Source organism: Paenibacillus puerhi, assembly GCF_009846885.1.
GTDB classification, from domain to species: Bacteria; Bacillota; Bacilli; order Paenibacillales; family NBRC-103111; genus Paenibacillus_G; species Paenibacillus_G puerhi.
Map to the genome: position 1 here is coordinate 145,709 of NZ_WUWM01000014.1, position 23,242 is coordinate 168,950.

At 55.4% G+C, this 23,242-nt stretch carries 27 protein-coding genes and 1 rRNA gene; 27 read left to right on the forward strand and 1 reads right to left on the reverse strand.

The window, feature by feature from the left end:
• Nucleotides 1–74 precede the first annotated feature (74 nt).
• The 23 genes from GSF01_RS14575 to GSF01_RS14670 all read left to right on the forward strand — a co-directional run bounded on the left by GSF01_RS14575 (nucleotide 75) and on the right by GSF01_RS14670 (nucleotide 19,698).
• Nucleotides 75–1,007, forward strand: a complete 933-nt coding sequence (locus tag GSF01_RS14575) for a CpaB family protein (protein ID WP_159885212.1) — start codon at nucleotides 75–77, stop codon at nucleotides 1,005–1,007.
• Nucleotides 1,004–2,275 carry an AAA family ATPase gene (locus GSF01_RS14580; RefSeq protein ID WP_159885214.1) on the forward strand — a complete coding sequence of 424 codons (1,272 nt, stop codon included), beginning with the start codon at nucleotides 1,004–1,006 and terminating at the stop codon, nucleotides 2,273–2,275. Before GSF01_RS14575 ends, GSF01_RS14580 begins: the two co-directional genes overlap by 4 nt.
• Nucleotides 2,276–2,290: 15 nt before the next feature.
• Nucleotides 2,291–3,745 carry an ATPase, T2SS/T4P/T4SS family gene (locus GSF01_RS14585; RefSeq protein WP_235941503.1) on the forward strand — a complete coding sequence of 485 codons (1,455 nt, stop codon included), beginning with the start codon at nucleotides 2,291–2,293 and terminating at the stop codon, nucleotides 3,743–3,745.
• Nucleotides 3,730–4,734, forward strand: coding sequence for a type II secretion system F family protein (locus GSF01_RS14590; protein ID WP_235941504.1), 1,005 nt, complete (start codon nucleotides 3,730–3,732; stop codon nucleotides 4,732–4,734). The genes GSF01_RS14585 and GSF01_RS14590 overlap by 16 nt, the downstream gene beginning before the upstream one ends.
• Before the next feature lie 47 nt (nucleotides 4,735–4,781).
• Nucleotides 4,782–5,744, forward strand: a complete 963-nt coding sequence (locus tag GSF01_RS14595; protein ID WP_159885216.1) for a hypothetical protein — start codon at nucleotides 4,782–4,784, stop codon at nucleotides 5,742–5,744.
• Nucleotides 5,745–5,768: 24 nt separating this feature from the next.
• A complete protein-coding gene (locus tag GSF01_RS29330) occupies nucleotides 5,769–5,909 on the forward strand; it encodes a hypothetical protein (RefSeq protein WP_201305395.1) in 141 nt (46 codons plus the stop codon).
• Nucleotides 5,910–5,956: 47 nt separating this feature from the next.
• The gene (locus GSF01_RS29335) at nucleotides 5,957–6,133 is read left to right on the forward strand and encodes a hypothetical protein (RefSeq protein WP_201305396.1); all 177 of its coding nucleotides are present in this window, start codon (nucleotides 5,957–5,959) and stop codon (nucleotides 6,131–6,133) included.
• A 3-nt stretch (nucleotides 6,134–6,136) separates the two neighbouring features.
• Nucleotides 6,137–6,295 carry a hypothetical protein gene (locus GSF01_RS29340; protein ID WP_201305397.1) on the forward strand — a complete coding sequence of 53 codons (159 nt, stop codon included), beginning with the start codon at nucleotides 6,137–6,139 and terminating at the stop codon, nucleotides 6,293–6,295.
• A 59-nt stretch (nucleotides 6,296–6,354) separates the two neighbouring features.
• Nucleotides 6,355–6,780, forward strand: coding sequence for a hypothetical protein (locus GSF01_RS14600; RefSeq protein ID WP_235941506.1), 426 nt, complete (start codon nucleotides 6,355–6,357; stop codon nucleotides 6,778–6,780).
• Nucleotides 6,728–7,327, forward strand: a complete 600-nt coding sequence (locus GSF01_RS14605) for a hypothetical protein (RefSeq protein WP_235941508.1) — start codon at nucleotides 6,728–6,730, stop codon at nucleotides 7,325–7,327. The genes GSF01_RS14600 and GSF01_RS14605 overlap by 53 nt, the downstream gene beginning before the upstream one ends.
• A gap of 242 nt (nucleotides 7,328–7,569) precedes the next feature.
• Nucleotides 7,570–8,772: a M24 family metallopeptidase gene (locus GSF01_RS14610; RefSeq protein WP_159885218.1), complete on the forward strand. Its 1,203-nt coding sequence runs from the start codon at nucleotides 7,570–7,572 to the stop codon at nucleotides 8,770–8,772.
• 267 nt (nucleotides 8,773–9,039) lie between these two features.
• Complete coding sequence (locus tag GSF01_RS14615) at nucleotides 9,040–9,417, forward strand: ATPase (protein ID WP_159885220.1); 378 nt, start codon at nucleotides 9,040–9,042, stop codon at nucleotides 9,415–9,417.
• A gap of 279 nt (nucleotides 9,418–9,696) precedes the next feature.
• On the forward strand, nucleotides 9,697–9,984 hold the full coding sequence (gatC, locus tag GSF01_RS14620; protein WP_159885222.1) for an Asp-tRNA(Asn)/Glu-tRNA(Gln) amidotransferase subunit GatC: 288 nt from the start codon (nucleotides 9,697–9,699) through the stop codon (nucleotides 9,982–9,984).
• 31 nt (nucleotides 9,985–10,015) lie between these two features.
• On the forward strand, nucleotides 10,016–11,473 hold the full coding sequence (gene gatA, locus GSF01_RS14625; protein WP_159885224.1) for an Asp-tRNA(Asn)/Glu-tRNA(Gln) amidotransferase subunit GatA: 1,458 nt from the start codon (nucleotides 10,016–10,018) through the stop codon (nucleotides 11,471–11,473).
• An 18-nt stretch (nucleotides 11,474–11,491) separates the two neighbouring features.
• Nucleotides 11,492–12,958, forward strand: a complete 1,467-nt coding sequence (gene gatB, locus GSF01_RS14630) for an Asp-tRNA(Asn)/Glu-tRNA(Gln) amidotransferase subunit GatB (RefSeq protein WP_159885226.1) — start codon at nucleotides 11,492–11,494, stop codon at nucleotides 12,956–12,958.
• A gap of 57 nt (nucleotides 12,959–13,015) precedes the next feature.
• On the forward strand, nucleotides 13,016–13,474 hold the full coding sequence (locus GSF01_RS14635) for a GNAT family N-acetyltransferase (protein WP_159885228.1): 459 nt from the start codon (nucleotides 13,016–13,018) through the stop codon (nucleotides 13,472–13,474).
• 112 nt (nucleotides 13,475–13,586) lie between these two features.
• A complete protein-coding gene (locus GSF01_RS14640) occupies nucleotides 13,587–14,288 on the forward strand; it encodes an MgtC/SapB family protein (protein ID WP_159885230.1) in 702 nt (233 codons plus the stop codon).
• 94 nt (nucleotides 14,289–14,382) lie between these two features.
• A complete protein-coding gene (locus GSF01_RS14645) occupies nucleotides 14,383–14,985 on the forward strand; it encodes an RNA polymerase sigma factor (protein ID WP_159885232.1) in 603 nt (200 codons plus the stop codon).
• Nucleotides 14,936–15,433 carry a zf-HC2 domain-containing protein gene (locus GSF01_RS14650; RefSeq protein ID WP_159885234.1) on the forward strand — a complete coding sequence of 166 codons (498 nt, stop codon included), beginning with the start codon at nucleotides 14,936–14,938 and terminating at the stop codon, nucleotides 15,431–15,433. The genes GSF01_RS14645 and GSF01_RS14650 overlap by 50 nt, the downstream gene beginning before the upstream one ends.
• Before the next feature lie 13 nt (nucleotides 15,434–15,446).
• Entirely contained in the window at nucleotides 15,447–16,079 is a 633-nt protein-coding gene (locus GSF01_RS14655; RefSeq protein WP_235941510.1) for a hypothetical protein, read from the forward strand.
• Between the two features lie 12 nt (nucleotides 16,080–16,091).
• On the forward strand, nucleotides 16,092–17,348 hold the full coding sequence (locus GSF01_RS14660) for a DUF4097 family beta strand repeat-containing protein (RefSeq protein ID WP_159885236.1): 1,257 nt from the start codon (nucleotides 16,092–16,094) through the stop codon (nucleotides 17,346–17,348).
• Between the two features lie 63 nt (nucleotides 17,349–17,411).
• Nucleotides 17,412–17,840 (forward strand): peroxide-responsive transcriptional repressor PerR, encoded by a 429-nt coding sequence (gene perR, locus GSF01_RS14665; RefSeq protein WP_159885238.1) that lies wholly within the window; start codon nucleotides 17,412–17,414, stop codon nucleotides 17,838–17,840.
• A 115-nt stretch (nucleotides 17,841–17,955) separates the two neighbouring features.
• Nucleotides 17,956–19,698, forward strand: a complete 1,743-nt coding sequence (locus GSF01_RS14670) for a glycosyl hydrolase family 18 protein (RefSeq protein ID WP_159885240.1) — start codon at nucleotides 17,956–17,958, stop codon at nucleotides 19,696–19,698.
• A 61-nt stretch (nucleotides 19,699–19,759) separates the two neighbouring features.
• Here GSF01_RS14670 and GSF01_RS14675 read toward each other — a convergent pair whose 3' ends face one another.
• Nucleotides 19,760–20,152, reverse strand: a complete 393-nt coding sequence (locus tag GSF01_RS14675) for a DUF2614 family zinc ribbon-containing protein (protein WP_159885242.1) — start codon at nucleotides 20,150–20,152, stop codon at nucleotides 19,760–19,762.
• Between the two features lie 132 nt (nucleotides 20,153–20,284).
• Here GSF01_RS14675 and GSF01_RS14680 point away from each other — a divergent pair, with 132 nt between their 5' ends.
• From GSF01_RS14680 to GSF01_RS14695, 4 genes are all read left to right on the forward strand, one after another.
• Nucleotides 20,285–21,169 (forward strand): nucleotidyltransferase-like protein, encoded by an 885-nt coding sequence (locus GSF01_RS14680; protein WP_159885244.1) that lies wholly within the window; start codon nucleotides 20,285–20,287, stop codon nucleotides 21,167–21,169.
• A gap of 286 nt (nucleotides 21,170–21,455) precedes the next feature.
• Entirely contained in the window at nucleotides 21,456–21,656 is a 201-nt protein-coding gene (gene thiS, locus GSF01_RS14685; protein ID WP_159885246.1) for a sulfur carrier protein ThiS, read from the forward strand.
• Nucleotides 21,657–21,729: 73 nt separating this feature from the next.
• Complete coding sequence (locus tag GSF01_RS14690; protein WP_159885248.1) at nucleotides 21,730–22,503, forward strand: thiazole synthase; 774 nt, start codon at nucleotides 21,730–21,732, stop codon at nucleotides 22,501–22,503.
• A 430-nt stretch (nucleotides 22,504–22,933) separates the two neighbouring features.
• Nucleotides 22,934–23,242, forward strand: a 16S ribosomal RNA gene (locus GSF01_RS14695); the annotation flags it as partial.

Below are 23,242 nucleotides of genomic sequence, written 5' to 3' on the forward strand. Positions count from 1 at the left end.
CTGCTGAGAGCTTACCGGCATCCGTACCGGTTGACGCCAGTCTGATGCCTAGCGAGAAGAGGGGGTAGTTGGGTTTGCTGCACAAGCCTTGGATGGTCGGAGCGCTGGGAGCGCTGCTGATGACCGGCTCGGTAGCGGGTTACTGGTACTTTATGAAGCATACGGAAATCTCGCTTCATACGATCGAAACGGTCAAGCCGGTAAGGCTGCTTCACAGCGGTGAGGCTATCGATGCGACTATGCTGAGGGTAGTCCGCATCGCGCAGGCCGCGCACGATCCTCGGGCCAGTACCGATCCGCAGCGTTTGATCGGGCGGCGGGTTGTTATACCCATCTCAAGCGAGGAGGAGCTAAGCGATTGGAAGCTGGCCGATATCCGCGTAACGCCGCTGCCGGCTGAAAGATATTTCAGCTTTAAGACCGATACTGTGATGAATGTCAATAATATGGTGCGGCGCGGAGACAGGGTGGACGTATGGGTAGAGTTTGACAAGCCTCTTATGGTCGACACGGGTTCTCTCCAGCCGACCGGCATCGGAGCTATAAAAATTATCGAGCGACTGCCTGTGACCAGCGTCAAAACGGCCGAGGGGGCAGAGGTCGTAGATACGGGGACGATGGAAGCCATCGTCTTATCGGACAAGACGTCTCTGCAGGAGGCAAGGGCCCGGCCGAGCGGAAAGCCTGAGACGAATACGTACATCATGAGCGACGAGGTCTACGAAGCTTTCGTACTGGGCAAAATTGCCGGCAACATTAAGCTGGCCCTGCCCGACCTCACCTCCCGGGAAGAGCGGGAAGGCGAGGGGAAGGTGACGGAGCTGTTTACGCTGCTCAAGGGAGCGGATGCCTTCTCCGTTAAGAAGGAGCCGGTGCGCGTAGGCTCCGAGCTTCCCGGCTCTCAGACGAGACCGGCGGAGGCGGCTGGCCAGACAAGTCCGCCTGCACCCGAAACCACTGGAAAGCCAGCAGGTACGGAAGCGTTCAGAGAGGAGAACAAGCGATGAACTACTTATTAGCTGTCCCGGGCGATCGCGATAGCGGCTTGGCTGCGGCCGATCCGCTCTTCTACGAGCCCGGCAGAGACAGCGAACTGACCTATGTCACCACGCGTGAGGCGCTGCTGGCTCGCCTGGATAAACCGCTGGCAGCCATTGCCGTACACGCGGGAATCTGGTACGACCGCTTTCCCTGGGAATGGATGCCTATGCTCCGCCGCAAGCAGCCTGACGCCCGTTTGATGGTAGCCCTGGATGAATCGGTATACGACTCCTTCATGATGGAGGCCGTATACCGGCTTGGAGAGGCACTGGATATCGCCGTTCTTCCTGCTGGCGCCAGCCGCCAGAAGATCATAGAGACGTTCCGAGAATTTGTCAGAAGCGGCGCCATGACGGACACGGCAGACGCGGAGCAAGGCCGAGCGGGGGCTGGAGGAACAGGGAGCGTTATCGCGGTCTGGTCCGCGGCAGCCAAGGATGGAGCTACGACAACGGCCGTCAATACCGCACTAGCTTTGGCGGCTAAAGGGAAATTGAGCATCGGACTACTGGATGTCAACCTGCGCAATCCCGAGGTCCATTCTTATCTCAATCTGGATACGAATGGGGCGGCGGCCTTCGCGCTGCGCGCCAAGCTTCAGACGCAAAGACTCACAAGGGAGGAGTTGCTCGGGGCATGCAGGCTATATAGGCAGCGGGGAGCCTTTCATGTTCTTCCGGGCTCGCCTCGCAGGGATATGGCTGGGGATATGACGCCGGAGATGATGGAGCATCTGATCGCGGCAGCGCGCAGCGCCTTCGACGTTACGCTTCTGGATGTGAGCGGCTGCCCGGATAATGCAGCGACCATCAGTGCCGTGAGGGAGGCAGACCAGCGCTGGCTGGTCGTTCAGAACAAATATGCTTCGTACCGTACCGCTTGGGGAGAATGGTTCGCCTGCTTCTGGTCTTATTGCGGCCTGGCCCCGAAAGATATATCGCTGATCGTCAATCGCTCCGTTCAAGCGGATAGGCCGGAGCGGATCGCCGATTATCTCGGCATGCCGCTGGCGGCTGCGTTACCGAATGTGCCGGGAGGCTTGGGCCTAAGAGCTGCCGATGAAGGCGTACCGCTTTACGGTCGTCCGGAGGCAGCCGCGTTCTCGGAGCAGATTGATCGGCTGGCGGCCGCCTTGTGCCCGCAGGATGAGGCGCATCCGGTCCGGGCATCGTCGCATATCCAGTCGGGGCTCAAGCGCGGGTGGCTGGACAGGTTGACGGCACGCTTCGGTTAGGAGGGAGGACACAGGATGTCTATGCGAATATCGGAGCGGGAGATGGAGCTCCGCTTGCGTCCGCGCGATCGCTTCGATGCCGTCCGTTATATGAAGGATTTAACTCAAGCGGGGATGCCTTTTCTGCGAAGCGAGCCGCTCGCGGGTATAAAAGGGGCGGAGCCGGGCGAAAGGCGATTGCCTCTTTCCGAAGCTGCAGCCATTCTGTACGAGCATCTGACGGAACGCTCCAAGTCGGATCAGGCCCTGTACGAGGACATTATTCAGGCAGGACTCGGGGAGCCTCGCGCGCAGTGGAGAATGAAGGCGATGATCGAAACGCTGCTCGCCGAATACCGGCTCCAGGTGATGCCTACCACGCTTATCCAGCCGTTGACGCCTACCGAGAGCATTTTTGCCGAGACATGCGGCACCAGCTTGATCGAGGATCTGTATCGGCTGGAAGATGTGGAAGAGGTACAGGTGATCGGGCGGCACATCTTCCTGTTGAAAGGAGGTCGAATGGAGCGCCACGCCCGAACGTTCCGCTCGCTTGACGATGTGCTGAGGCTGCAGGACCGGCTCGCTTTATGCGGCCGGAAGCCGATCAATGAGAGGCAGCCCTTCGTCCAGTCCTACATGTGGAATCGCTCGCGGCTTGTCATGACCCGTCCGCCTTATTCGGACGTGCCGAGCATTCATATCCGTAATTTCATCGTTAAGGACGTTTCGTTAAGTCAGCTTGTCGCGCTCGGCACGGTGGACCAACGGATGTCGGAGCTGCTGAGGCTGCTGGTTCGCCATCACGCCAGCTTGCTAATAGGAGGGGGGACGGCTACAGGCAAAACCACGTTTTTGTTTGCGCTGGCGGCCGAAATTCCTGAGCATGAACGAATACGGACACTGGAGAAGGAGTTCGAGGTTGCGCTTCGCGAACGGCTGAGAGGAGCAAGAAATATATTGGCCGTCCGGGAGGTTGAGGACATCCGGTTAACGATGGAGGAGTCGTTCAAGCCGCTGCTGGTCATGAGTCCGCACTGGGTGATCGTCGGCGAAGCCAAGGGCTCGGAAGTGTCGCAGATGGTGCAGGGTGCGCTTCGCGGACACGATATGATGGGGACGATGCATACGAAGTACCGGGATTCCTTCCTGAGCGATGTGGTGGACATGATCAAGCAGGATGGCCGACATCACGATACCGGGGATACGATGAGGCGGGTCGCCCGGGCCTTCAACATCCTGATCTTCCTGCGAATCGTTCAGGTAGGAGATCGGCCGGTTCGTGTCGTGACAGAAATCACGGAGCTCTCCGTCGATGAGAGGCAAGAGGTGTCCGTCCGGCCGCTCGTCGAGTGGAACTACCGGAAGCAGACGTGGAGCTTTACCGGTCAACGGTTCAGCCGGTCTCTGACTGACCATTTGCTTGCCAACGGGGCGGATGCCAGAGATTTCGAAGGGCTGGGGGTTTGGAACGAATGCTGGAACGACTGACCGGGGACCCGCTTGCTTGGATGGAATCGGTGAAGCCCGCACTGCTGGGCATTTGGATCATCGGCTCGCTTGGCCTGTCGCTTCAGCTTGCCCGTGTCTTGATGTCGGCCTGGACCTACCATCGTCGTCATCCCTCGCTATACCGGTACACAGGACATAAGAAGGACCGGCGGGGCTTATCGGTCTTGGCTTCCCGGCCTATACGGCATATACGGGAAGAGCTGGATTTGGCTGAGCTTCCACTTAGCGTGGAGCCTGTCTTGCTGGCGATGGGGCTGCTGGCGCTCGTTGGTTTTTTCGGCTCGGACGCACTTCTGCAGGGCTTATCCCGGCAGCTGTCCATCGGAGTTTTGCCGCTGCAGGGTACGCATATTTGGTCGCTAAGCGGCATGGTGGGCATTATTTCGGGTTCCGTCCCCTATTTTCTAATCCGTTTCCGCGTGATGCGCAAGCGAGGTCGGATTGCCATGCGGATGATCATGCTTGTACAGAATCTGATCGGCCATTACCGTCCGCGTCTGACGCTTGCGGATATGATCGTGAGCAGTGCGGATACGATGCCCGATGAGGTGCGTGCGGAGTGGCGACGATTGGAGCTCGGCCTGCATATGAAGTCGATCGATCAGGCGCTGTACGAGTTTGCCGGACGCGTGGATAACGAATGGGCTCATGACCTGACAGATCTGCTGTTGATCGGGGCGCAGTACGGGACGGATATGACCGAATCGCTGCATCATCTGGTCAATAAAATGCAGGCGTCCAAGCGCCATGAGGAAAACCGGTTGGCGATGATTACGGTGTACCGGCTAGGAACGACATTCATGGTGGCATTCGCCTTCTTCGTCATAGGCTTCAACGTATATGCCGATCCGGTGAATTACATCCGTTATTTTGTAGAGCCAGGGGGAAAGCTGCTGCTGCTGCTCTCTTTCGCCGTTATGTTTGTTTCGATGGTACTGGTCATCCGCACAGGGAGAAGAGCCTATTAGGCCTACGCTTGTCGGATGCACGATCTGCCTAGGAGGGAGGTGAGCGCATGGGGGCAAGCGGTGAAGCGCTCGGTGCTGTGCAGAACTGGAGCTTGGCCGGTGGGCTTTTCGGCTATGCCTGGCTGGTCTTATTCGCGGTTGGCAGCGGCCTCCTTGCTTTTACGGCTGCCGGCTCGCTTCGCCGCTTTGATGGCAGTCGGCTCATTTTCATGCGGGAGCGGTGGGAGCGAAGAGCTCCCGTTGCCCGGAGCCGATCGCTCAATCAAGCCTCGATAAAACGTGCGCAGCAGACCCGGGCTTACAACGAGAAAGCGCGGCTTGCCGGACTGTCCGCATACTGGACAAGGAAGCGTTTTGGACAAGTCCAGCTGCTGTCGGCGCTGACTCTGCTGGCTTTGGCTGTGCTCTCGCAAGGCTTGCTTGCACCCTCGGGCTTTGCGCCGGTATCCGGTGCCGCCAGCGGATCATGGCGCGTGCTGTTGAAGCTGTTGCTGGCAGGATCGGCCGGGTGGCTGCTGCCCCCTTGGTGGCTGGCCGCAGCGGTCCGGGCGCGGAGAGCCAGGCTGCTGATGGAGATTGCCAAGCTGTCGCATCGCTTATCCGTATGTGTCAGCGAGCGGTCCGATATGCGGGAGCTGCTCGTTCGCGCCGGTCGGCCGCTAGTGCTGCTCCAGCCGCCTCTGCAGGAGCTGGCGGTGATGTGGGGCAAGGATCGGACGCTTGCTATTCGTAAGTTTCGCGAACGTGTCGGCATTTCCGAAGCCTTCCCGTTGGTGAATGCGCTGGAGGCGGTTAGCAGAGCCGATTCGCATGAGGTAGCCAAAGTATTAAAGGAACAAACCGCGGGAATCGAAGCGACGCTTGGCGCCGAGCGCGACCGTCAGCTGGAGAATGCGCCCGTATGGATCAGCTTCTATATTATGGTGCCTTTCGCGGTTATTGTGATGCTGTTCCTCTACCCTTGGCTGATTACCATCTCGGAACAGCTGATGACCAGCTTCGAAGGCTAAGAAGAGAAAACGGAGTGTGGTGAAGTGTCCAAACTGGTAATTGCGATCCTGCTCGCGGTGCTGCTGGGAGGCACCGTGCTGTATGTAGTGGGCGGCCAACTGGCGCCGGCGGCGGGCTCGGCCGGCAGCCGAACGCAATTGCGCATCCAAGATGCATTTGAATGATGAACAACAATCTAAAGTAAAAGGATAATTCGAAAGGATGAGAATCTATGGGGAAATTAGTGATTGCATGCCTGCTGACCGTTCTTCTTGGAGGAGCAGCTATGTTTGTGGCCGGAACGCGAGTCGGTCCGGCGGTTGGTACGAAGGGGACCGCGCTCAACACAAGCATTTCAACGGCAACCGTCAGTCAGACGGATGGCAGCGTAACCGCGACCGCTCCGTAACCGATGAGCAAGCTCGTTACGATGTGCCTGCTCGTCGTGCTCGTGTTTGGCATCTGCCTGTTCATATTCAAGCCGGGCGAGGGCGGCGTTCAGGAGCAGTTGAGAGACGGGCATGCCACGATGACCCGGAAAATCCGAAGCTTCGATTATGTCAGCAACTGAACAAGCCGATGACAAAGGCCCGGTTGGCGGTCAAGAGATTCCATAAAAACGAGCAAGGAATGTCTAACGTGCTGGTGACGCTGATGATTATGCCGGTGCTGTTGTTTCTTTCCTTTGCCATCGTGCCGTTCTTTGTGTTCGCGATGAAGGCGAACCATTTGAATACCTTGGCCAATCATGCGCTGAAGGAAGCCGAAGCTGTAGGCTATGTCAGCGGCGAGGTTCGCAGCCGCTTGAACGGGCGGCTGGCCAGCCTGGGAATGGGGCCGGTGAGCGTGAACGGGGCAGGCTATCCCTCTTACACAGGCAGTACCGCGACAATGGTTCGAAGAGATGCGGCCGATCCGACCGTGAGGCTGGAATTGACCTACCCGGCTCCGAACATGACGCGGATCGTCCGGGCGATTCGGGGAGGAGGGGGGGCCTCCGAGCATGAAGGGTTCTATCACATCGTGCTGTACGGCCGAAGCGAGGCGTATGAATAGGCTGGAAAGCGTCATCCATAGCGAACGGGGCGGCGTACACGTACTGCTCGCCGCCTTACTTGCGATCATCCCGGCCGTTCTCTTGTGGGGACTCGCCTGGAACTGGCTGCTTCACGCACATACCATCTCCAAATCGAAGCCCAGATTGGACCAGGCGGCACGAGCGGCTTCGATGAACATCGATCCGGCACAGGCCGCGCTGGGCCGAATTATCTGGGATGAGGCGGCAGGACGAGACAATTATTTCAAGTACCTCAGGCTCAATTTCAAGTTGGCGGCCGATTTGACGCCGCTGCCCGGAAGTACGCTGGAGTCGTCCCCTGTCGTTCACCGGCTTGAGTTTGTAACCCACACGTCCTATCCCTACACCTTGTCGCGGACGATTACGGTACATGCGGGAACCTCTCGCCAGACGACGCGAAGCGTACAGGCTACGATCTATGGCCCATCCGTCGTTGCGATCGTTGAGCTCGGACGGCCTCAGCTCGGTCAGGGACGCGAAGAGCCGATCGTGATTAGCAGCGTAGCCAGCGTACGCTTTCGGTAGGCAAACCCTTCGCAGGTTAGCGGGAATCGCTCGCGGGACTCGTAGTGACTCGCGGATGCTCGTGGGGGGTGACTTGATTAGACCGCGTGTACAGGACGGCCATTCTCAGAAATCAACATAAGGCGAAGGAACCGACAACGGCTTCTTCGTCCTTTGCATTTTGCCCCCGCACCCGGTAATGTAAAGAAAAAGAACGGTTTCCCGCCTGAGCGGGGGCTCGGATGAAGGGCGTGGCACATAGGATGAGGACGAATAAGCAGGAATACGAGGGGCGGGTAAACCGTCTGCAGGCCAAGCTGCAGGAAAGCGGACTGGATGGCATGCTCATCGCGCAGAATGTAGATCTGTATTATTTAACCGGGTCGATGCAAACCGGATATCTGGTCGTTCCGGCAGCGGGAGAACCCCGCTATCTCGTCAGACGAAGCGTAGCGAGGGCGATGGAAGAATCGGTCTGGCCCGTAGCGACGCTCGGCTCGCTCCGCGAGCTGGCGGTTCAGCTGGGCAGCTTGTTCCCAGCGCTTTCCGCCGGCTTCGGGGATGGGGCGGTGCTGTTGGCCGCCGAGTTCGACGTGCTGCCGGTTCAGCAATTCCAGCGTTTGCAGCAGGCGCTTCCTGCGGTTCAGTGGAAGGACGGCTCCGCCCTGATCAGGGAGCTGCGCATGATCAAGACGGAAGCGGAGCTGTCCCATATCCGCCAGGCAGCGAGGCTGGTTGACGAAGCGTTCGAGGACGCCCTCGGCTGGCTGCAGCCCGGCCTCCGCGAGCTTGATATGATGAGCCGGATCGAGGCTTATATGCGCGAAAGGGGACATATTGGCGTCATGCGGCTGCGCGGGTTCAACCAGGCCGTGATCACGGGCATGATCGGAGCAGGACCTGCAGCGGCGGTACCTACCTACTTCGACGGACCGGCAGGCGGGCTTGGCCTCGGACCCTTCTGTCCGCAAAGCGTCAGTCTTCGCCCCATCAAGCGCGATGAGCCGATCCTGATCGACATCGGCTGCTGTGTGGAGGGCTATGTCATAGATCAGACGCGCACGGTCGTGATCGGCAAGCTGGACGAGGACTTGGATCAAGCCTACCGGCATTCCGAACGTATTATTCGCCAAGCGGAGTCGATGCTTAGGCCGGGCGAGGTCTGCGAGCAGCTGTACGCGGAATCGCTGAAGCTTGCGGACGAAGCGGGTTTGTCCGAGCATTTCATGGGATTCGGAGCGGATCAGGTCCGATTTCTTGGACATGGTATCGGCCTGGAAATCGATGAGTGGCCTGTATTGGCCCGAGGCTTCCGCTATGCGCTCCAGCCAGGCATGGTCATTGCGATCGAGCCGAAATTTACATTTCCGGGACGCGGGGTCGTCGGTATCGAGAACAGCTATGCGGTGACGGACAGCGGCTTCGAGAAGCTTAGCGTGACGCGGGAAGGGCTGATTCGTCTGTAGCCATCCCCATGGTTAACCGCTCGAAGAGGCGCTCCTCAAGCCCGGCTGCGGCCTTCTATCCTAGCTGTCGAATGCTTGGTCGATTTCATTGCTTACCCTGTCAAAAAATGATATGATTAGTAGAATTAAATGATAGATACTTACACGTTGAAAGCTGGATTCATGAATTATTCCTACACGAATACGCACTAGTCATCTATATAGCAATCGCGCCGGTACTAGCATGAATCAACAAGCAGGGAACGGATGAGCGAAAGGGGAACAAGCATGCTGCGTTTAGGGCAAAAAGTCATTATAGTCGGAGACAGCTTCGAGCAAAATCTTCCTGTCGGCGAATACGGTTACATCATCGCTTACGATCGCAATGCGGACAATGTGTTCGATTATGTCGTACGCGTTCCGAAGACCAACAAGCATCATTTTGTGCCGGGAGCCGATGTGGAGCTGGAGGAGACGCTGCTGAAGCTGGAGGCCGACCGGATCGAGCGGGAGGCGCTGATTGATTTTGCGCTTGCCACGAAGAATTCTGCGTTATTTCACCGGATCATGACTGGCGAAGTCGAAGAGGTTCAGGCTGAGGCCAGCAAGGATGTCCAGTCCGATCAGGATTTCATCCGGCAGATTCACTTGAAAGCCTGGATTTAATAAGCATAGAAAAGGCAGCCTCAGCGGCAGCTCGAAGAAGCCGGTCCCTTCCCGAGGAAGGACCGGCTTCTTCGTTCTATACAAACACAGCGGCTTAGCCGAAGGGAACATAGCTGCATGGCGGGCAATTTATCCTGTTGCTTTCCTGTCGGTAAAGCGGGTTTTAGCGGTGCTTAATCCATTATAGCAACAGCTGGACGCGCTCGCCTATACATTGAGTTCAACAGGTAACTGAGCTATAATAATAGGAATGATCAGCCAAGAAGCGAGGTGCAGGAAATGAGTATTACAGTAAAGGACGTCGAGCATGTAGCGGCGCTGGCCCGCTTGGAGCTGGGCAAAGAGGAGAAAGAGAAGTTTGCGGAGCAGCTGAGCGCGATTCTTAACTATGCGGAGCAGCTCGGGAAGCTGGACACCGATGATGTGGAGCCGACGAGCCATGCGATGCCTCTGGTCAATGTCATGCGTGAAGACGCGGTTAAACCGTCCCTGGGCGTCGACAAAGTGCTGTTGAACGCGCCGGACGAAGAGGACGGACAATTCAAAGTTCCGGCCGTACTGGAATAGGAAACGCGACATTTGAAGGGAGGATTCACGCTTGTCTCTGCTTAATCTGCGATTACAGGAAGTACATAACAAGCTGCATGCCAAAGAAATTACCGTCACCGATCTGGTGAACGAATCGTTCAAGCGGATCGCCGAGGTGGACGACAAGGTCCGGGCGTTTCTGGCCTTGGATGAAGAGCGCGCGCTTGCCAAGGCCGGGGCGCTTGACGAGAAGCTGGGTACCGCCGATTCCCGGGGTCTGCTATTCGGGCTGCCGATCGGGGTTAAAGATAATATCGTAACCGAAGGGCTGACGACAACCTGCGCCAGCCAATTTTTGCGTAATTACAATCCGATCTATGATGCTACGGTGGTCAAGAAGCTTCAGGAAGCCGAAGCGGTCACCATCGGCAAGCTGAACATGGACGAGTTCGCTATGGGCGGCTCCAATGAGAATTCCAGCTTCTATCCTACCTACAACCCGTGGAATACCGAATATGTGCCAGGCGGCTCCAGCGGCGGATCCGCTGCGTCAGTCGCGGCAGGCGAGGTATTCTTCTCGCTGGGCTCCGATACGGGCGGTTCTATCCGCCAGCCGGCTTCTTATTGCGGCGTGGTCGGACTGAAGCCGACTTACGGCCTTGTCTCGCGCTATGGCCTGGTGGCCTTCGCCTCATCGCTGGACCAGATCGGCCCGCTGACGAAAAATGTGGAGGATAGCGCCTACCTGCTGCAGGCGATCGCCGGACATGATCCGTCCGACTCGACCTCGCTGAATGTGGAGATCCCGGACTATTTGAGCGCGCTGACGGGCGATATTCAAGGACTGCGCGTAGCCGTACCTAAGGAATATTTGGGACAAGGCATTGATCCGAAGGTGAAGGTAGCGGTGCAGAGCGCACTCAAGACGCTTGAGGGTCTCGGCGCTGTCGTCGAGGAAGTGTCGCTGCCTCATTCGGAATACGCGGTCGCTACGTACTACCTGCTGGCTTCGTCCGAAGCCTCGTCCAACCTGGCCAGATTTGACGGCGTGCGCTATGGCGCTAGAGCGGAGAATCCGAAAAACCTGCTGGACCTTTATCTGAAAAGCCGCAGCGAAGGCTTCGGCGACGAAGTCAAGCGCCGCATCATGCTGGGGACGTATGCGCTGAGCTCCGGCTATTACGATGCTTACTATTTGAAGGCACAGAAGGTTCGGACGCTAATTAAGCGGGATTTTGACCAAGTGTTCGAGAACTACGATGTAGTGATAGGGCCGACGGCTCCTACGCCTGCATTCAAGATCGGTTCGCAGACAAGCGATCCGCTTACCATGTACCTGAACGATATCTTGACCATACCGGTCAACCTGGCAGGAGTTCCTGCTATCAGCGTACCTTGCGGCATGGCTGACGGCCTGCCGATAGGTCTGCAAATTATCGGCAAGGCGCTGGACGAAGCGACGGTGCTGCGCACGGCTCATGCATTTGAGCAGCATACCGAGTTTCATAAGCAGCGTCCGCAGCTTTAAGGAAAGGAGCAACCTCACATGACAGCGGCAACCGGTAACCAGCAAGCATCATCCAGCAAGTATGAGACCGTGATCGGTCTCGAGGTGCACGTCGAACTGCACACGAAATCCAAAATTTTCTGCGGCTGCTCCACCTCCTTCGGAGCTCCGCCGAATAGCCATACATGTCCGGTATGTCTCGGGCATCCCGGAGTCCTGCCGGTTCTAAACAAGCAGGCGCTGGAATACGCGATCAAGGCTTCGATGGCTCTGAACTGCCAGGTGGCGACAGATACGAAGTTTGACCGCAAAAACTACTTTTATCCCGACTCGCCGAAGGCTTACCAAATCTCGCAATACGACAAGCCAGTAGGCGAACACGGCTGGATCGAAATCGAGGTCGGCGGCAATACGAAGCGGATCGGTATTACCCGAGTCCATCTGGAGGAGGATGCCGGGAAGCTTACGCATGTCGATGGCGGGTATGCCTCGCTGGTCGACTTCAACCGCGTAGGTACGCCTTTGATCGAGATTGTCTCGGAGCCGGACCTCCGCTCGCCGGAGGAAGCGCGCGCCTATCTGGAGAAGATCAAGGCGATTATGCAATATTGCGATGTGTCTGACGTGAAGATGGAGGAAGGCTCGCTGCGCTGCGATGCGAATATCAGTTTGCGCCCATTCGGCCAGGAGAAGTTCGGTACGAAGGCGGAGCTGAAGAACATGAACTCCTTCCGCGGCGTGCAGCGGGGCTTGGAATATGAAGAATGGCGGCAGGCCGACGTGCTGGACAGCGGAGACGAGGTTGTGCAGGAAACGCGACGCTGGGATGAGGCGCAGGGCAAGACGCTGACGATGCGCAGCAAAGAGCAGGCGCATGACTACAGGTATTTCCCGGATCCGGATCTGGTGTCCATGCACATCGACGAAGAGTGGAAGGCTCGCGTGCGCAGTACGATTCCGGAGCTGCCGGACGCACGCAAGAAGCGCTATATGGAACAATACAGTCTGCCGAGCTATGATGCCGAAGTCATTACTTCTTCCATGAAGCTCGCGGATTTCTTCGAGGAGAGCCTTAACTTTACTCAGGATGCCAAGGCCGTATCCAACTGGATTATGGGCGAGCTTCTGGGTTATCTCAATGCGAACAGCCTGGAGCTTGCGGATGTGCGCATCACAGGTCAAGGACTGGGCGAGATGATCGGTCTGATCGAGAAGGGCACCATCAGCAGCAAAATCGCCAAAACCGTGTTCAAGTCGATGCTTGAGACAGGCAAAAGCCCGCAAGCCATCGTAGAGGAGCAGGGTCTGGTGCAGATTAGCGATGAGGGAGCGATCGCGGCTATCGTCGATCAGGTCGTGGAAAAAAATCCGCAGTCGGTTGCGGACTTTAAAGCAGGCAAAGACAAAGCCGTCGGCTTCCTGGTCGGACAGATTATGAAGGAAACGAAGGGCAAGGCCAATCCGGGATTGGTTAACAAGCTAATATTGGACCGCCTAAATCGTTAATCGGGTTAAGCTTCCAGGGGAGCTCAGCCTGCTTGGGGCAAGCGAGGGAGGATGCACGTGATCCGGCCAATCGATCTGGAAAATCTTCATGAATTGCTGCCGCTGCTGGAGCTGCAGCAAAAGGCTTACCGTATAGAGGCCGAGCTCATAGGCTTTGATGAAATTCCCCCCTTGTTCGATTCGCCTCAAACCTTGCGGGAGTCGGGCGAATCTTTCTTCGGGTATTACTCAGGCGAGCGACTTGTAGGAGCGATCGCCTGCAAGCAAAACGCGCGAGAGCTGACGATCTGCCGGATGATGGTCGATCCGGGACATTTCAGGCAAGGAATTGCAGGAAAGCTGCTGCGGCATGTCGAGAGTCTTGCCATTCCGGGCTGCGCCATCGTCGTCTCGACGGGGACAGGCAATACGCCTGCTGTCTCTTTGTATGAGAAGCATGGATTCGAGCCTGCCCGGATGCATCTGATCGCGCCAGGCATTACAATGACTCAATTTATTAAGCTGACGGAGGCTTGACTCCGCGGCTTTTTTTTATGGAGGGCTTTTTTTATGGGATATAGCAATGGGGAGCGGCAGTTCGTGGTAAAATAAGGGTCACATCCGGTAAGACCAGGAGGAGATATGGGATATGAATGATCCTTGGACGATAGATTTGTTTCATATTACGCTCAGGCTGCTGCTCTCTATGCTGCTAGGCGGTCTCATCGGCTTCGAGCGCGAGCAGAGCAGCCGGGCAGCGGGCTTGCGCACGCATATGCTTGTATGCCTAGGCTCGACTTTAATTATGCTGCTGTCGATGTATGGCTTTGCCGACTTTAGCAGGCTCGATCATGTCCAGAGAGACCCGGCCCGCCTGGCTGCGCAAGTCATCAGCGGGATCGGCTTTTTAGGAGCAGGCACCATTCTCTACACGGGCAAGGCCATTACAGGGCTAACCACGGCTGCATCGCTCTGGGTTGTAGCTGCGATCGGACTTGCCATAGGCGCGGGGTTTTACTATGCGGCCGGCCTTGCCTGCTTGTTTGCCCTGATAAGTCTCTTCGGCCTTCACGTGGTGGAGAAGCGGTACATGGCCCATAAAAAAACACGCAGCATTCGGCTCGAGGCGGCTGACCTTCCGAGCTTGCTTGGGAAGGTCTCTCACGTGCTGGCCAGCAAGGGCTGCGATATTAAAAAATGGTCGGTTGAGGAGATGCCTGGGTCCGGTGATGAGGCGTCCCGAATGATTCAGATCAAGCTGGAAGTTCGTCTGGCCAAACAAATGCATACGCCCCAAACTGTTGAGGAGCTGCTGGCTATTGAGGGCATTAAAGCTGTTTCTATGGAATAGAGGATGGCCGCGGTCTTTTTTGTCGGAATGTGAAGGGGTAGCTGGCTGCGCTAACGTCTAAATAAATAAGAGAAAGAGCCAAGGCGGTGAATCGATGGAAAACATGACGGATGAACAGTTGGTCGACCGGATCCGTCAAGGTGAAGAAGCGGCGTACCGCATCCTGATGGAGCGCCACCAGGATTATGTGTATACGCTGATTTACCGAATGGTTGAACATCGGGAAACTGCCGAGGACTTGACTCAGGAGGTATTTCTCAAGCTGTTTCGGGCTGTTGAACGGTTCCGAGGCGATTCCCAGCTCAAGACATGGATCTACAGGCTGACGGTTAACCTGGTGGCGGATTATCGTCGTTCCCGGAAGCGTAAGCCTTACGAGGCGATATTGGATAAAGTAAAGGGCTGGCTCGGAGACCGCAAGGAGGAACCCGAAGCCAGGGTGCTTGAAAGGGAGGAGAGGCAGACCGTTCAGAAGCTGCTGGCCGCACTTCCCGATAAATATAAGCTTGTCCTTTATTTATATCATTACAAGCAGTTATCGTATCAAGAAATTTCCGATGCGACGGGCTTGCCGATCAAGACGGTGGAAACCCGGCTTTACCGGGGGAAATCGATGCTGAAACAAAAATGGCTGGAGGTGGGCGGGCATGACTGGCAAGCATCTGAGCGATCAAGAGCTGCTGCACTATCTGAATAAACGTTGTCCCGAACTGGACGCAAGGCGGATCCGTACGCATCTGAGCAGATGTCCGAACTGCAGAGGCAGTCTGTCTGCCCTTCTCGATATCGAGCTTGAGCTCGAAGAGCTCCCGCTGCTGAAGGCTCCGGGGGAGCTAACCGAGCGCGTGCTGGGGGACTTGAGATTGGGAAATGAGCCGGACGAGCAATCGGATGCGGGCGCCATGTCGGCCTCCTCGACAAGGGCGACAAGGCTGGCACCGTCCTCGCCTGCAGCTGCGCAGGGGTGGAGGCGTGAGCTAACCAACGGGATGGTAGCTGCCGCAGCAACTTTCCTATTTATCGCCTCCGGTATTATCGGTAAGATCAGGTCGTTGAATACAAGTGAGCTGGAGAGCGGAGTCCGCTTCGGCGCGGCCCAGCTCTATCAAGCGGTGGAGACAGTTTCTCGCCACTTGTTGTCCTAAGGAGGGGTGCGGTATGGAACATCATCAAGGTAACGGCAGGGATACAATGGATGACAGGAGCGAGGACGAATTCCTGAGGGAACGAATGGAGCGCTGGGGTCAAGGTGCGCAGCGGCCCTTCGACCCCTATATGGCCATGCGTCTGCGCAAGAGCAAATGGGTTGCGGGGATTTTATCGTTTATGATACCGGGCACCGGGCAGCTATATCTGGGCTTGATGCAGCGAGGACTCGGCATCATGGTGTTGTTTATGCTGGACATTTTCGCCATCGTCTATTTTGCTGTCAGTGAGAGCATCCCGCTCATCGTGCTGTTTTCCTTGCTGCTTCCGATCATGTATTTCTACAATATTTTCGATGCGCTGCAGCAGACGGATCGTGTCAATGGATGGGGCGAGCCTCTAGATTATCCGGAAGGCCGCGGGTTTGATTTGACGGACGGAAGCCACGGGCACTTGAAGGGTAAGCGAAAGAGAGGCAACAGCTTCGGGTATCTGTTGATTATCGCGGGCATCGTGTTATTTTTGGCGGCCGGCCGGCCGGAATGGCTGGATCAGGTCTTTGAATTTATGAGTTCTACCTTGGGAGCCCTGCTGTTGATCGGACTCGGCCTTTTCCTCTTCTTCAGGGAATCGATGAAAAAATAGGGAGTGTTACGTATGTTAAAGGTAGGGCGATATACGGCGGCTCTTGTGCTTGTTCTCGTGGGCGGAGCGGTGATGGCCGATAAGCTCGCTGGAACTAGCCTGATTCCCAAGCTTGTACATTGGTGGCCGGTTCTGTTCATTATGCTGGGATTCGAGTATATTCTGAGCAATAGACGCCATGGCCAGGAAGAACGTCCGCTGCGGCTGGATCTGGGAGGGATCATTTTCGCCGTCGTGGTAGCCGCTGTCGTCATTGTCACTGTTCAGAGTCCGGGCGTATGGAAAGGTCTCGAAGGGTTCAGGGGTCTGGGGAGTACGAGTATTGCCGGCGTCTTCGAGGCATTTAGCGATGGCCAGAAGTTTGACAAAGGAGTAACGAAGATCCCTGCGGCCGATGTCAAGCAGATCAAAATCGTGAACACGAACGGCAATATGAAGATCCAGCCCGGCAATGTCGAGCAGATCGAGGTGTCGCTCAGCGTGTATGTGAACACCGATAATGCAGAGGAAGCTGCCGATATTGCGGACGCATCCCGAATGGATCACCAGCTTGAGGGAGATACCCTTGAGATCAGGACGGTCCCCAAGGAATATGGCTTCAAGGTTATGGGCAGACGAAAGCCCCGGATGGATATGACCGTTACGGTGCCGGCTAACCTCCAAGCCGACTGGGACGTCCGTCTGGTCAACGGTCAAATTGTTGCTTCAAGATTGCTTCTCGGGGAGAGATTCGTGGCGGAAGCCGTCAACGGTGAAATTTCCGTGCAGCAGCTGGCGGGAACCGTGGAGTTGAAAGCGACTAACGGTCAATTAAAGGCCGATAAGACGGAAGGCGACCTATCGCTCAAGCTCACGAATGGCTCGCTTGAAGTATCCGAGCATCGGGGAGCCGCGCGGCTGAAGGCGACGAACGCTGAGTCGGTAATTACCGGGCATAGCGGAGACGTAGAGATCGACATGACCAATGGAGCGATAAGGGTGGACGGCGAGCTTGGGCAGCTTCGAACGCAAAGCTCCAGCGCTTCCGTCAAGATCGCGGCTTCGCGAATTGGGGGCAATTGGGATGTCATGACGAAGCATGGCAAGCTTGATCTTCTGCTTCCATCGGATGGCAGTTATACCGTTGAGGGCGTCGGTGGCTTTGGTAGCGTTCAAAGCGACTTGCCGCTAACCGTCGACAAAAAATCTATTAGCGGGACGGTTGGAGGCGGTACGTACCGAGTGCTTGCTGAGACTAAAGGGGCGTTGGCTGTTCAGCGTCTGAATTGACAATCTGTCTGCCATGCGGGTAATATAAAGTGATATACTCTACCCGGTTAGGCGGTGATCACCATGAGTGCGTTGGTGCAGGCGCTAGACAAACTGAAGAACATGGGTGTCCGGATGACCCCGCAGCGCCATGCGATCCTGTCGTATTTGTTGAACACGATGTCGCATCCGACGGCAGATGATATCTACAAGGCGTTGTCGCCACAGTTTCCTAGCATGAGCGTGGCTACCGTATATAACAATCTCAAAGTATTTATGGAGTCGGGCCTGGTTCGAGAGATGACCTACGGGGACCATTCCAGCCGGTTCGATGCCGATCTGTCCGATCACTACCATGCCTTGTGCGAAGAGTGCGGCAAGCTGGTCGATTTTGCTTATAAGCCCCTGGATGAGCTGGAGCAGGCGGCTGGGGAGATGACCGGATTCCGTGTGAAAAGCCATCGTGTCGAGGTATATGGCACATGCTCGGACTGTATGAGCAAGACGACATGATAGTACCCATTCCGGTATAGTAGACGTGTTCGGTAACGCGAATCTTGCGGATCGGATGCGTCTTATTTTATGTTTAGGATATTTCTTATAATTGCGAGCTCTCAGAGGTGAACCCATGAATGTGAATCCATACCCGCCAGGACCGGGCCGTCGCAGGAAGCGGCGAGTCTTGGGAGGGGTGCTGCTCTTTCTTGCGTTTGTCATAGCGTGTATGCTTACTGCTTATTATTGGATGCTGTATGTTCCGAGCGGCAAGCACGAGCCGCCTACTTTTGACGGAAATCCCAAGCCGGTATTCTATCAAGGGGGCATGCTTCAAGACCCGGCTGTCGGCAGCAAAGAATCATTGAAGCTGTCCTTCGATACCGTACAGGAGCGGATCGACCCATTGGTCGTGTATGAGCAGAAAACGGAATCCACCATTATTACGACTCAAAATAAAGTCGTTCGCCTGAGGACTAGCGAGCTAACCGGCATGGTGAATGAGAAGCCGTTCACTTTGAAGTTCCCGCTGGAGAAATCGGGCGGCAAGCTGTATTTGCCGATCGATCCGCTTCGCAGCTTCTATCAGATTGACCTGCGGGAATCCGAAGAGACGGGTGCGGTGCTTCTATTTAATGAAGGAGAGACGATCCGTTGGCTTCGGGCCGCCTCCTATGCAGGCAAACCTGAGAAAACCGTCGCTATGCGCCGGGACCCCTCCATCAAATCGCCGATTCTGGCAGACCTTAAGCAGGGGGAAGCTCTGATTGCCTGGGGGGAGGAAACGGAATGGTATCGGGTGCAGTTAACGAATGGACACAGGGGATATGTGCGCAAAAGCGATGCGGTATTTGACCGGGAAGAAAAGATTCCGGCTAAGGCCGAGGAGAAGGACTTTCAGCCTAAGCGACCCATAACCGGCAAAATAAATCTTACCTGGGAGCACGTCGTTTCGAAAAATCCGGACACGTCCAAAATTGCGGATATGCCGGGAGTGAATGTAGTAAGTCCAACCTGGTTCCATCTGCAGGATGGCGAGGGCAATCTTCAAAATCTGGCCGACCCGGCTTATGTCCGATGGGCGCATTCCAACGGGTATCATGTCTGGGCCTTGTTCAGTAATGGATTCGATCCGAAGCGGACAACCGAAGCGTTGTCTACTTATGACAGAAGAATGAAGATGATCAAGCAGTTGCTCAGCTTTTCTCAGATGTATGGGCTGGAAGGCATTAACATCGACTTCGAGAACGTGGAACTGAAGGATAAGCAGAATCTTGTGCAATTTGTCCGCGAGCTCACCCCATTACTGCACGAACAGGGACTTATCATATCCATAGATGTTACGCCGAAGTCGACTAATGAGATGTGGTCTATGTTCTATGACCGCAGTGCCCTGATCGAGTCCGTCGATTATATGATGCTCATGGCCTATGACGAGCATTGGGCAAGCAGCCCCAAGGCCGGCTCGGTAGCTTCGCTGCCGTGGGTGGAGGAGTCGATCCTGGGCCTGCTCCGTCAAGATAAAATCCCGCCCTCCAAGCTGATTCTCGGGGTTCCGTTCTATACCCGTGTCTGGACGGAGGTTACGAAGAACGGTAAGCCGTCAGTGAGCTCCCGGGCTGTCTTTATGGAGATGCCTCAGCGGATTATCCGTGAGCAGAAGCTCAAATCGACCTATTCGGAGTCGACCGGGCAAAACTATATCGAATACAAAGAAGACGGAAAGCTGAATAAAATATGGATTGAGGATGAGACAAGCGTTCGTGCTCGAATGGGGCTCGTGAGGAAATATGAGCTCGCCGGAGTGGCTTCTTGGCGCAGAGGCTTTGAGGTGCCCGAGGCATGGAATTGGGTTAAAGAAGAGTTGGCCAAATAGCAAAAGACAACCAAAAACGGCATGTCCCGGGTCAAGAATCGGGCATGCCGTTTTTGGTGTTTTAAGGCGTCGTGCTTGCACTTTCCTGCCCGGCCTTAGCAGGTTCGGCTGGAAGGGCTCCTTCGGATGGCGCATGGGCGGGATCCAAAGACAGTATCGTTTTGCAAAACATGCAGCGGTCCGTCTTGCCGATAATCTTGGTAGCTTTGCCGCACTCCGGGCAGACGACGACAACAGCGCTTGTCGACATCATCCCGGCGGCAAAGTAGATGCCCATGCTGGCGAGCATCAAGATAGCTCCGATCACCATGCCGATCGCGGCTAACAGCCTGCCGGCTGCTCCCCATTCGAATACGATACCGGCTAATCCCAGGATCATCAGCAGCATGCCGCCCATCGTAAGCAGCAGGCCCCAGAGCCGGAATTCATTCGCCTTGCTTGATCTGAATCGCACAATCGTCACTTCTTTCATTCAAGAATTGTGAGTGCTGGCACAAAATATTTGCAGGAAACTGCCCCTGCATGTAGAAATAGTTCTTACAGAAAGATAACCTACGTATTCCATGGTCAGGGAGGCTTTTCATTCATGGAATCTCTAAACAAGCAGCATGTGGACAGGCTTCGGCGCGACGAAGCCGTGTTAGGTGTACTGGCAGTAGACAATCCTTCGCTTTATTCAGCAGTAACCGACGGTTTTGATTATCTGCTATTGGTCGTCAGTCGTCAAGCCGAACGGGCGGACCAACAAACTCATTATATAAAAGACCATCTGCGGATACAAGAAAGATGGATCACCCCGAAGATGCTTGAAGACCTGATTTTACATGGCAAGCAGCGTAACGTTCTATACTGGATCTTAAAAGGGGAGATACTTTTGGATCGCGAGATGTATCTGGAAGGCTTGCGGCATCGGGTGCTGGAGTTTCCCGAGGAACTGAGAGAGCAAAAGCTGTTGATCGAGTTTTCCCACTTCCTTCGCAGCTACTTGCAAAGTAAGGAATATTTGGCCGGTGAACATGTGCTGGATGCTTACAATAATATTTTAGAGGCGCTTCAGCACTGGGCACGGATCGTTATCGTCGAGGCGGGCTATCATCCTGAGATTACGGTGTGGAGTCAAGTGCGGCTGATCAACCCGGGCGTCTACAAGCTGTATGAGGAGCTTACGCTGAGCAATGAAACCTTGAAGCAGCGCGTGCAGCTTGTCCTGCTTGCCTGTGAGTTTTCCGTTATGTCCAAGATGGAACGTTGCTGCAAACTGCTCCTTACGCTTTTGGCAAGCCGCGAGGAAGCTTGGAGCATTCAGGAGCTTCAGATGCTTCCCAAGCTGTCCGACGTTCAGGAGGAGCTTCCGCTTTTGCTCAATAAGCTGGTGAGGAAAGCGCTGGCCGTGGAGGTCGTGCATACGGCAGATCCTGATCTGAGCTTGCTTGAGCTGCGCTATCGGGATGTCAAACCTCAGGCAGTATGATATAATCGTGTAGAACAATTTCATAAGCCACTAGGGGAGCCTCAAGATGCGGGGCTGAGATAAAGAAGCTGTTCTTTGACCCTTGGAACCTGTATTGACGGATTTGCGGCAGGAAAGACCGGCCGCGGGTTTGTCCTGGATGATGCCAGCGTAGGGAAGTGGACGAGTGCTCGAACGCCTTGAAAAGCAACCGATCATGAAGTCAGCCGGCCCTCCCAGGCTGGCTTTTTCTATGTCGTCCGACATACGTGGTTCTATCGCGCAATATTAGGAAGGAGGAGCGGTGTTGAAGCTGGTTGTAAACGGGGAAGATCGGGAAGTCAGCGGTGTCGCGACCGTAGCGGAATTACTGGCTTTCTATAAGCTGGAGAATAAAATACTGGTCGTCGAGTTAAATCGGAATATCGTAGACCGCCATGCTTATGAGAGCGTAGAGCTTCAAGCAGGGGATCAAGTGGAGATCGTGCATTTTGTAGGAGGGGGCTAGCCTCGGATTTGTTCTGCTCGCAAGAATCGGGGCAGAAGGTTTGGATCTATACATCGGAAGGAGAAACTATATCATGAGCGACCTATTGAAAATCGGCCCTTATGCGTTTAAATCCCGGCTGCTGCTAGGTACCGGCAAGTTCACGTCCCTGGACGTCCAAGGGGAAGCCGTGCGCGCCTCGGACGCCGAGGTGCTTACCTTTGCCATCCGTCGTCTGCCTATCGACAACCCGGATGCGCCTAACTTTCTGGAGACGCTAGACTTGAAAAAATTTACGCTTCTGCCCAATACGGCTGGCGCTTATACGGTGGAAGAGGCGGTGCGTATCGCCCGCCTGGCCAAAGCCACCGGGCTTTGTGACATGATTAAGGTCGAGGTCATCGGAGATCCGAGAACTTTGCTTCCGGATCCGGTAGGTACACTCGAGGCGACGAAGATTCTGGTTGATGAAGGGTTTATTGTGCTTCCCTACACGTCTGACGACCCGATTCTGGCCCGTAAGCTGCAGGAAGCCGGAGCGGCCGCTGTCATGCCTGGCGCATCTCCCATTGGCTCGGGACAAGGAATTGTTAATCCGGGCAACCTTCGTTTTATCATTGAAGAAGCTAAAGTGCCGATTATTGTGGACGCCGGTATTGGCGGCCCTTCCGATGCGGCGCTCGCCATGGAGCTAGGCGCTGATGGCGTATTGCTGAATACAGCCGTCTCCGGGGCTCAGCAGCCAGCTCTGATGGCGGAGGCTTTCAAGCTCGCTGTAGATGCGGGCAGGAAAGGCTTCCTTGCCGGTCGAATTGCTAAAAAGCGGTATGCATCGGCCAGCAGTCCGGAAGAGGGAATGATCGAATAATCAGGTGGCTGTAAGAAAGGGAGGGGGCGGCAAGCTGCAGGCTGCTGCCCCTTCTATAAAGTGTACAGAAATTAATTTTAAATACAGGCTTGACTTTGATATGGTGTCTGTGATAAATTAGTCTTCGCCGCTGAGAAGGACTTGTCCTTAAGAGGCAGGCAGCGCAAGTGGATATGAAATTTGGTAATAAAAAGTGCTTGCATTGTTATAGGTGAATGTGGTACCTTATAAAGGTCGCCGCTAAACAAGGTAACAACAAGCGACAAAGCAAAGAATGCTTACACGCATGTCTTTGGAAGAAAGAATTGTCCTTTGAAAACTGAACAACGAGTGAGTGTTAATAGAGAATGAAAATTCTCGCTAGCAGTAACTTTTGAGCAAGTCGAACAAACCTTGTAGTCATTTCGGCCTTCGGCTTGAGAAGACTACCTTAATGGAGAGTTTGATCCTGGCTCAGGACGAACGCTGGCGGCGTGCCTAATACATGCAAGTCGAGCGGACTTATTCCTTCGGGGATAAGTTAGCGGCGGACGGGTGAGTAACACGTAGGCAACCTGCCTGTAAGACTGGGATAACTACCGGAAACGGTAGCTAAGACCGGATAGCTGGTTTCTCCGCATGGAGAGATCATGAAACATGGGGCAACCTATGACTTACAGATGGGCCTGCGGCGCATTAGCTAGTTGGTGGGGTAAAAGCCTACCAAGGCGACGATGCGTAGCCGACCTGAGAGGGTGAT

Bases quoted from the DNA above. Each gene is read 5' to 3' on its own strand.
- GSF01_RS14580 (WP_159885214.1), top strand. From the start codon at position 1,004: ATGAACTACTTATTAGCTGTCCCGGGCGATCGCGATAGCGGCTTGGCT.
- GSF01_RS14585 (WP_235941503.1), top strand. From the start codon at position 2,291: ATGTCTATGCGAATATCGGAGCGGGAGATGGAGCTCCGCTTGCGTCCG.
- GSF01_RS14590 (WP_235941504.1), top strand. From the start codon at position 3,730: ATGCTGGAACGACTGACCGGGGACCCGCTTGCTTGGATGGAATCGGTG.
- GSF01_RS14595 (WP_159885216.1), top strand. From the start codon at position 4,782: ATGGGGGCAAGCGGTGAAGCGCTCGGTGCTGTGCAGAACTGGAGCTTG.
- GSF01_RS29335 (WP_201305396.1), top strand. From the start codon at position 5,957: ATGGGGAAATTAGTGATTGCATGCCTGCTGACCGTTCTTCTTGGAGGA.
- GSF01_RS29340 (WP_201305397.1), top strand. From the start codon at position 6,137: ATGAGCAAGCTCGTTACGATGTGCCTGCTCGTCGTGCTCGTGTTTGGC.
- GSF01_RS14600 (WP_235941506.1), top strand. From the start codon at position 6,355: ATGTCTAACGTGCTGGTGACGCTGATGATTATGCCGGTGCTGTTGTTT.
- GSF01_RS14605 (WP_235941508.1), top strand. From the start codon at position 6,728: ATGAAGGGTTCTATCACATCGTGCTGTACGGCCGAAGCGAGGCGTATG.
- GSF01_RS14610 (WP_159885218.1), top strand. From the start codon at position 7,570: ATGAGGACGAATAAGCAGGAATACGAGGGGCGGGTAAACCGTCTGCAG.
- GSF01_RS14615 (WP_159885220.1), top strand. From the start codon at position 9,040: ATGCTGCGTTTAGGGCAAAAAGTCATTATAGTCGGAGACAGCTTCGAG.
- gatC (WP_159885222.1), top strand. From the start codon at position 9,697: ATGAGTATTACAGTAAAGGACGTCGAGCATGTAGCGGCGCTGGCCCGC.
- gatB (WP_159885226.1), top strand. From the start codon at position 11,492: ATGACAGCGGCAACCGGTAACCAGCAAGCATCATCCAGCAAGTATGAG.
- GSF01_RS14640 (WP_159885230.1), top strand. From the start codon at position 13,587: ATGAATGATCCTTGGACGATAGATTTGTTTCATATTACGCTCAGGCTG.
- GSF01_RS14645 (WP_159885232.1), top strand. From the start codon at position 14,383: ATGGAAAACATGACGGATGAACAGTTGGTCGACCGGATCCGTCAAGGT.
- GSF01_RS14650 (WP_159885234.1), top strand. From the start codon at position 14,936: ATGACTGGCAAGCATCTGAGCGATCAAGAGCTGCTGCACTATCTGAAT.
- GSF01_RS14655 (WP_235941510.1), top strand. From the start codon at position 15,447: ATGGAACATCATCAAGGTAACGGCAGGGATACAATGGATGACAGGAGC.
- GSF01_RS14660 (WP_159885236.1), top strand. From the start codon at position 16,092: ATGTTAAAGGTAGGGCGATATACGGCGGCTCTTGTGCTTGTTCTCGTG.
- perR (WP_159885238.1), top strand. From the start codon at position 17,412: ATGAGTGCGTTGGTGCAGGCGCTAGACAAACTGAAGAACATGGGTGTC.
- GSF01_RS14670 (WP_159885240.1), top strand. From the start codon at position 17,956: ATGAATGTGAATCCATACCCGCCAGGACCGGGCCGTCGCAGGAAGCGG.
- GSF01_RS14680 (WP_159885244.1), top strand. From the start codon at position 20,285: ATGGAATCTCTAAACAAGCAGCATGTGGACAGGCTTCGGCGCGACGAA.
- GSF01_RS14690 (WP_159885248.1), top strand. From the start codon at position 21,730: ATGAGCGACCTATTGAAAATCGGCCCTTATGCGTTTAAATCCCGGCTG.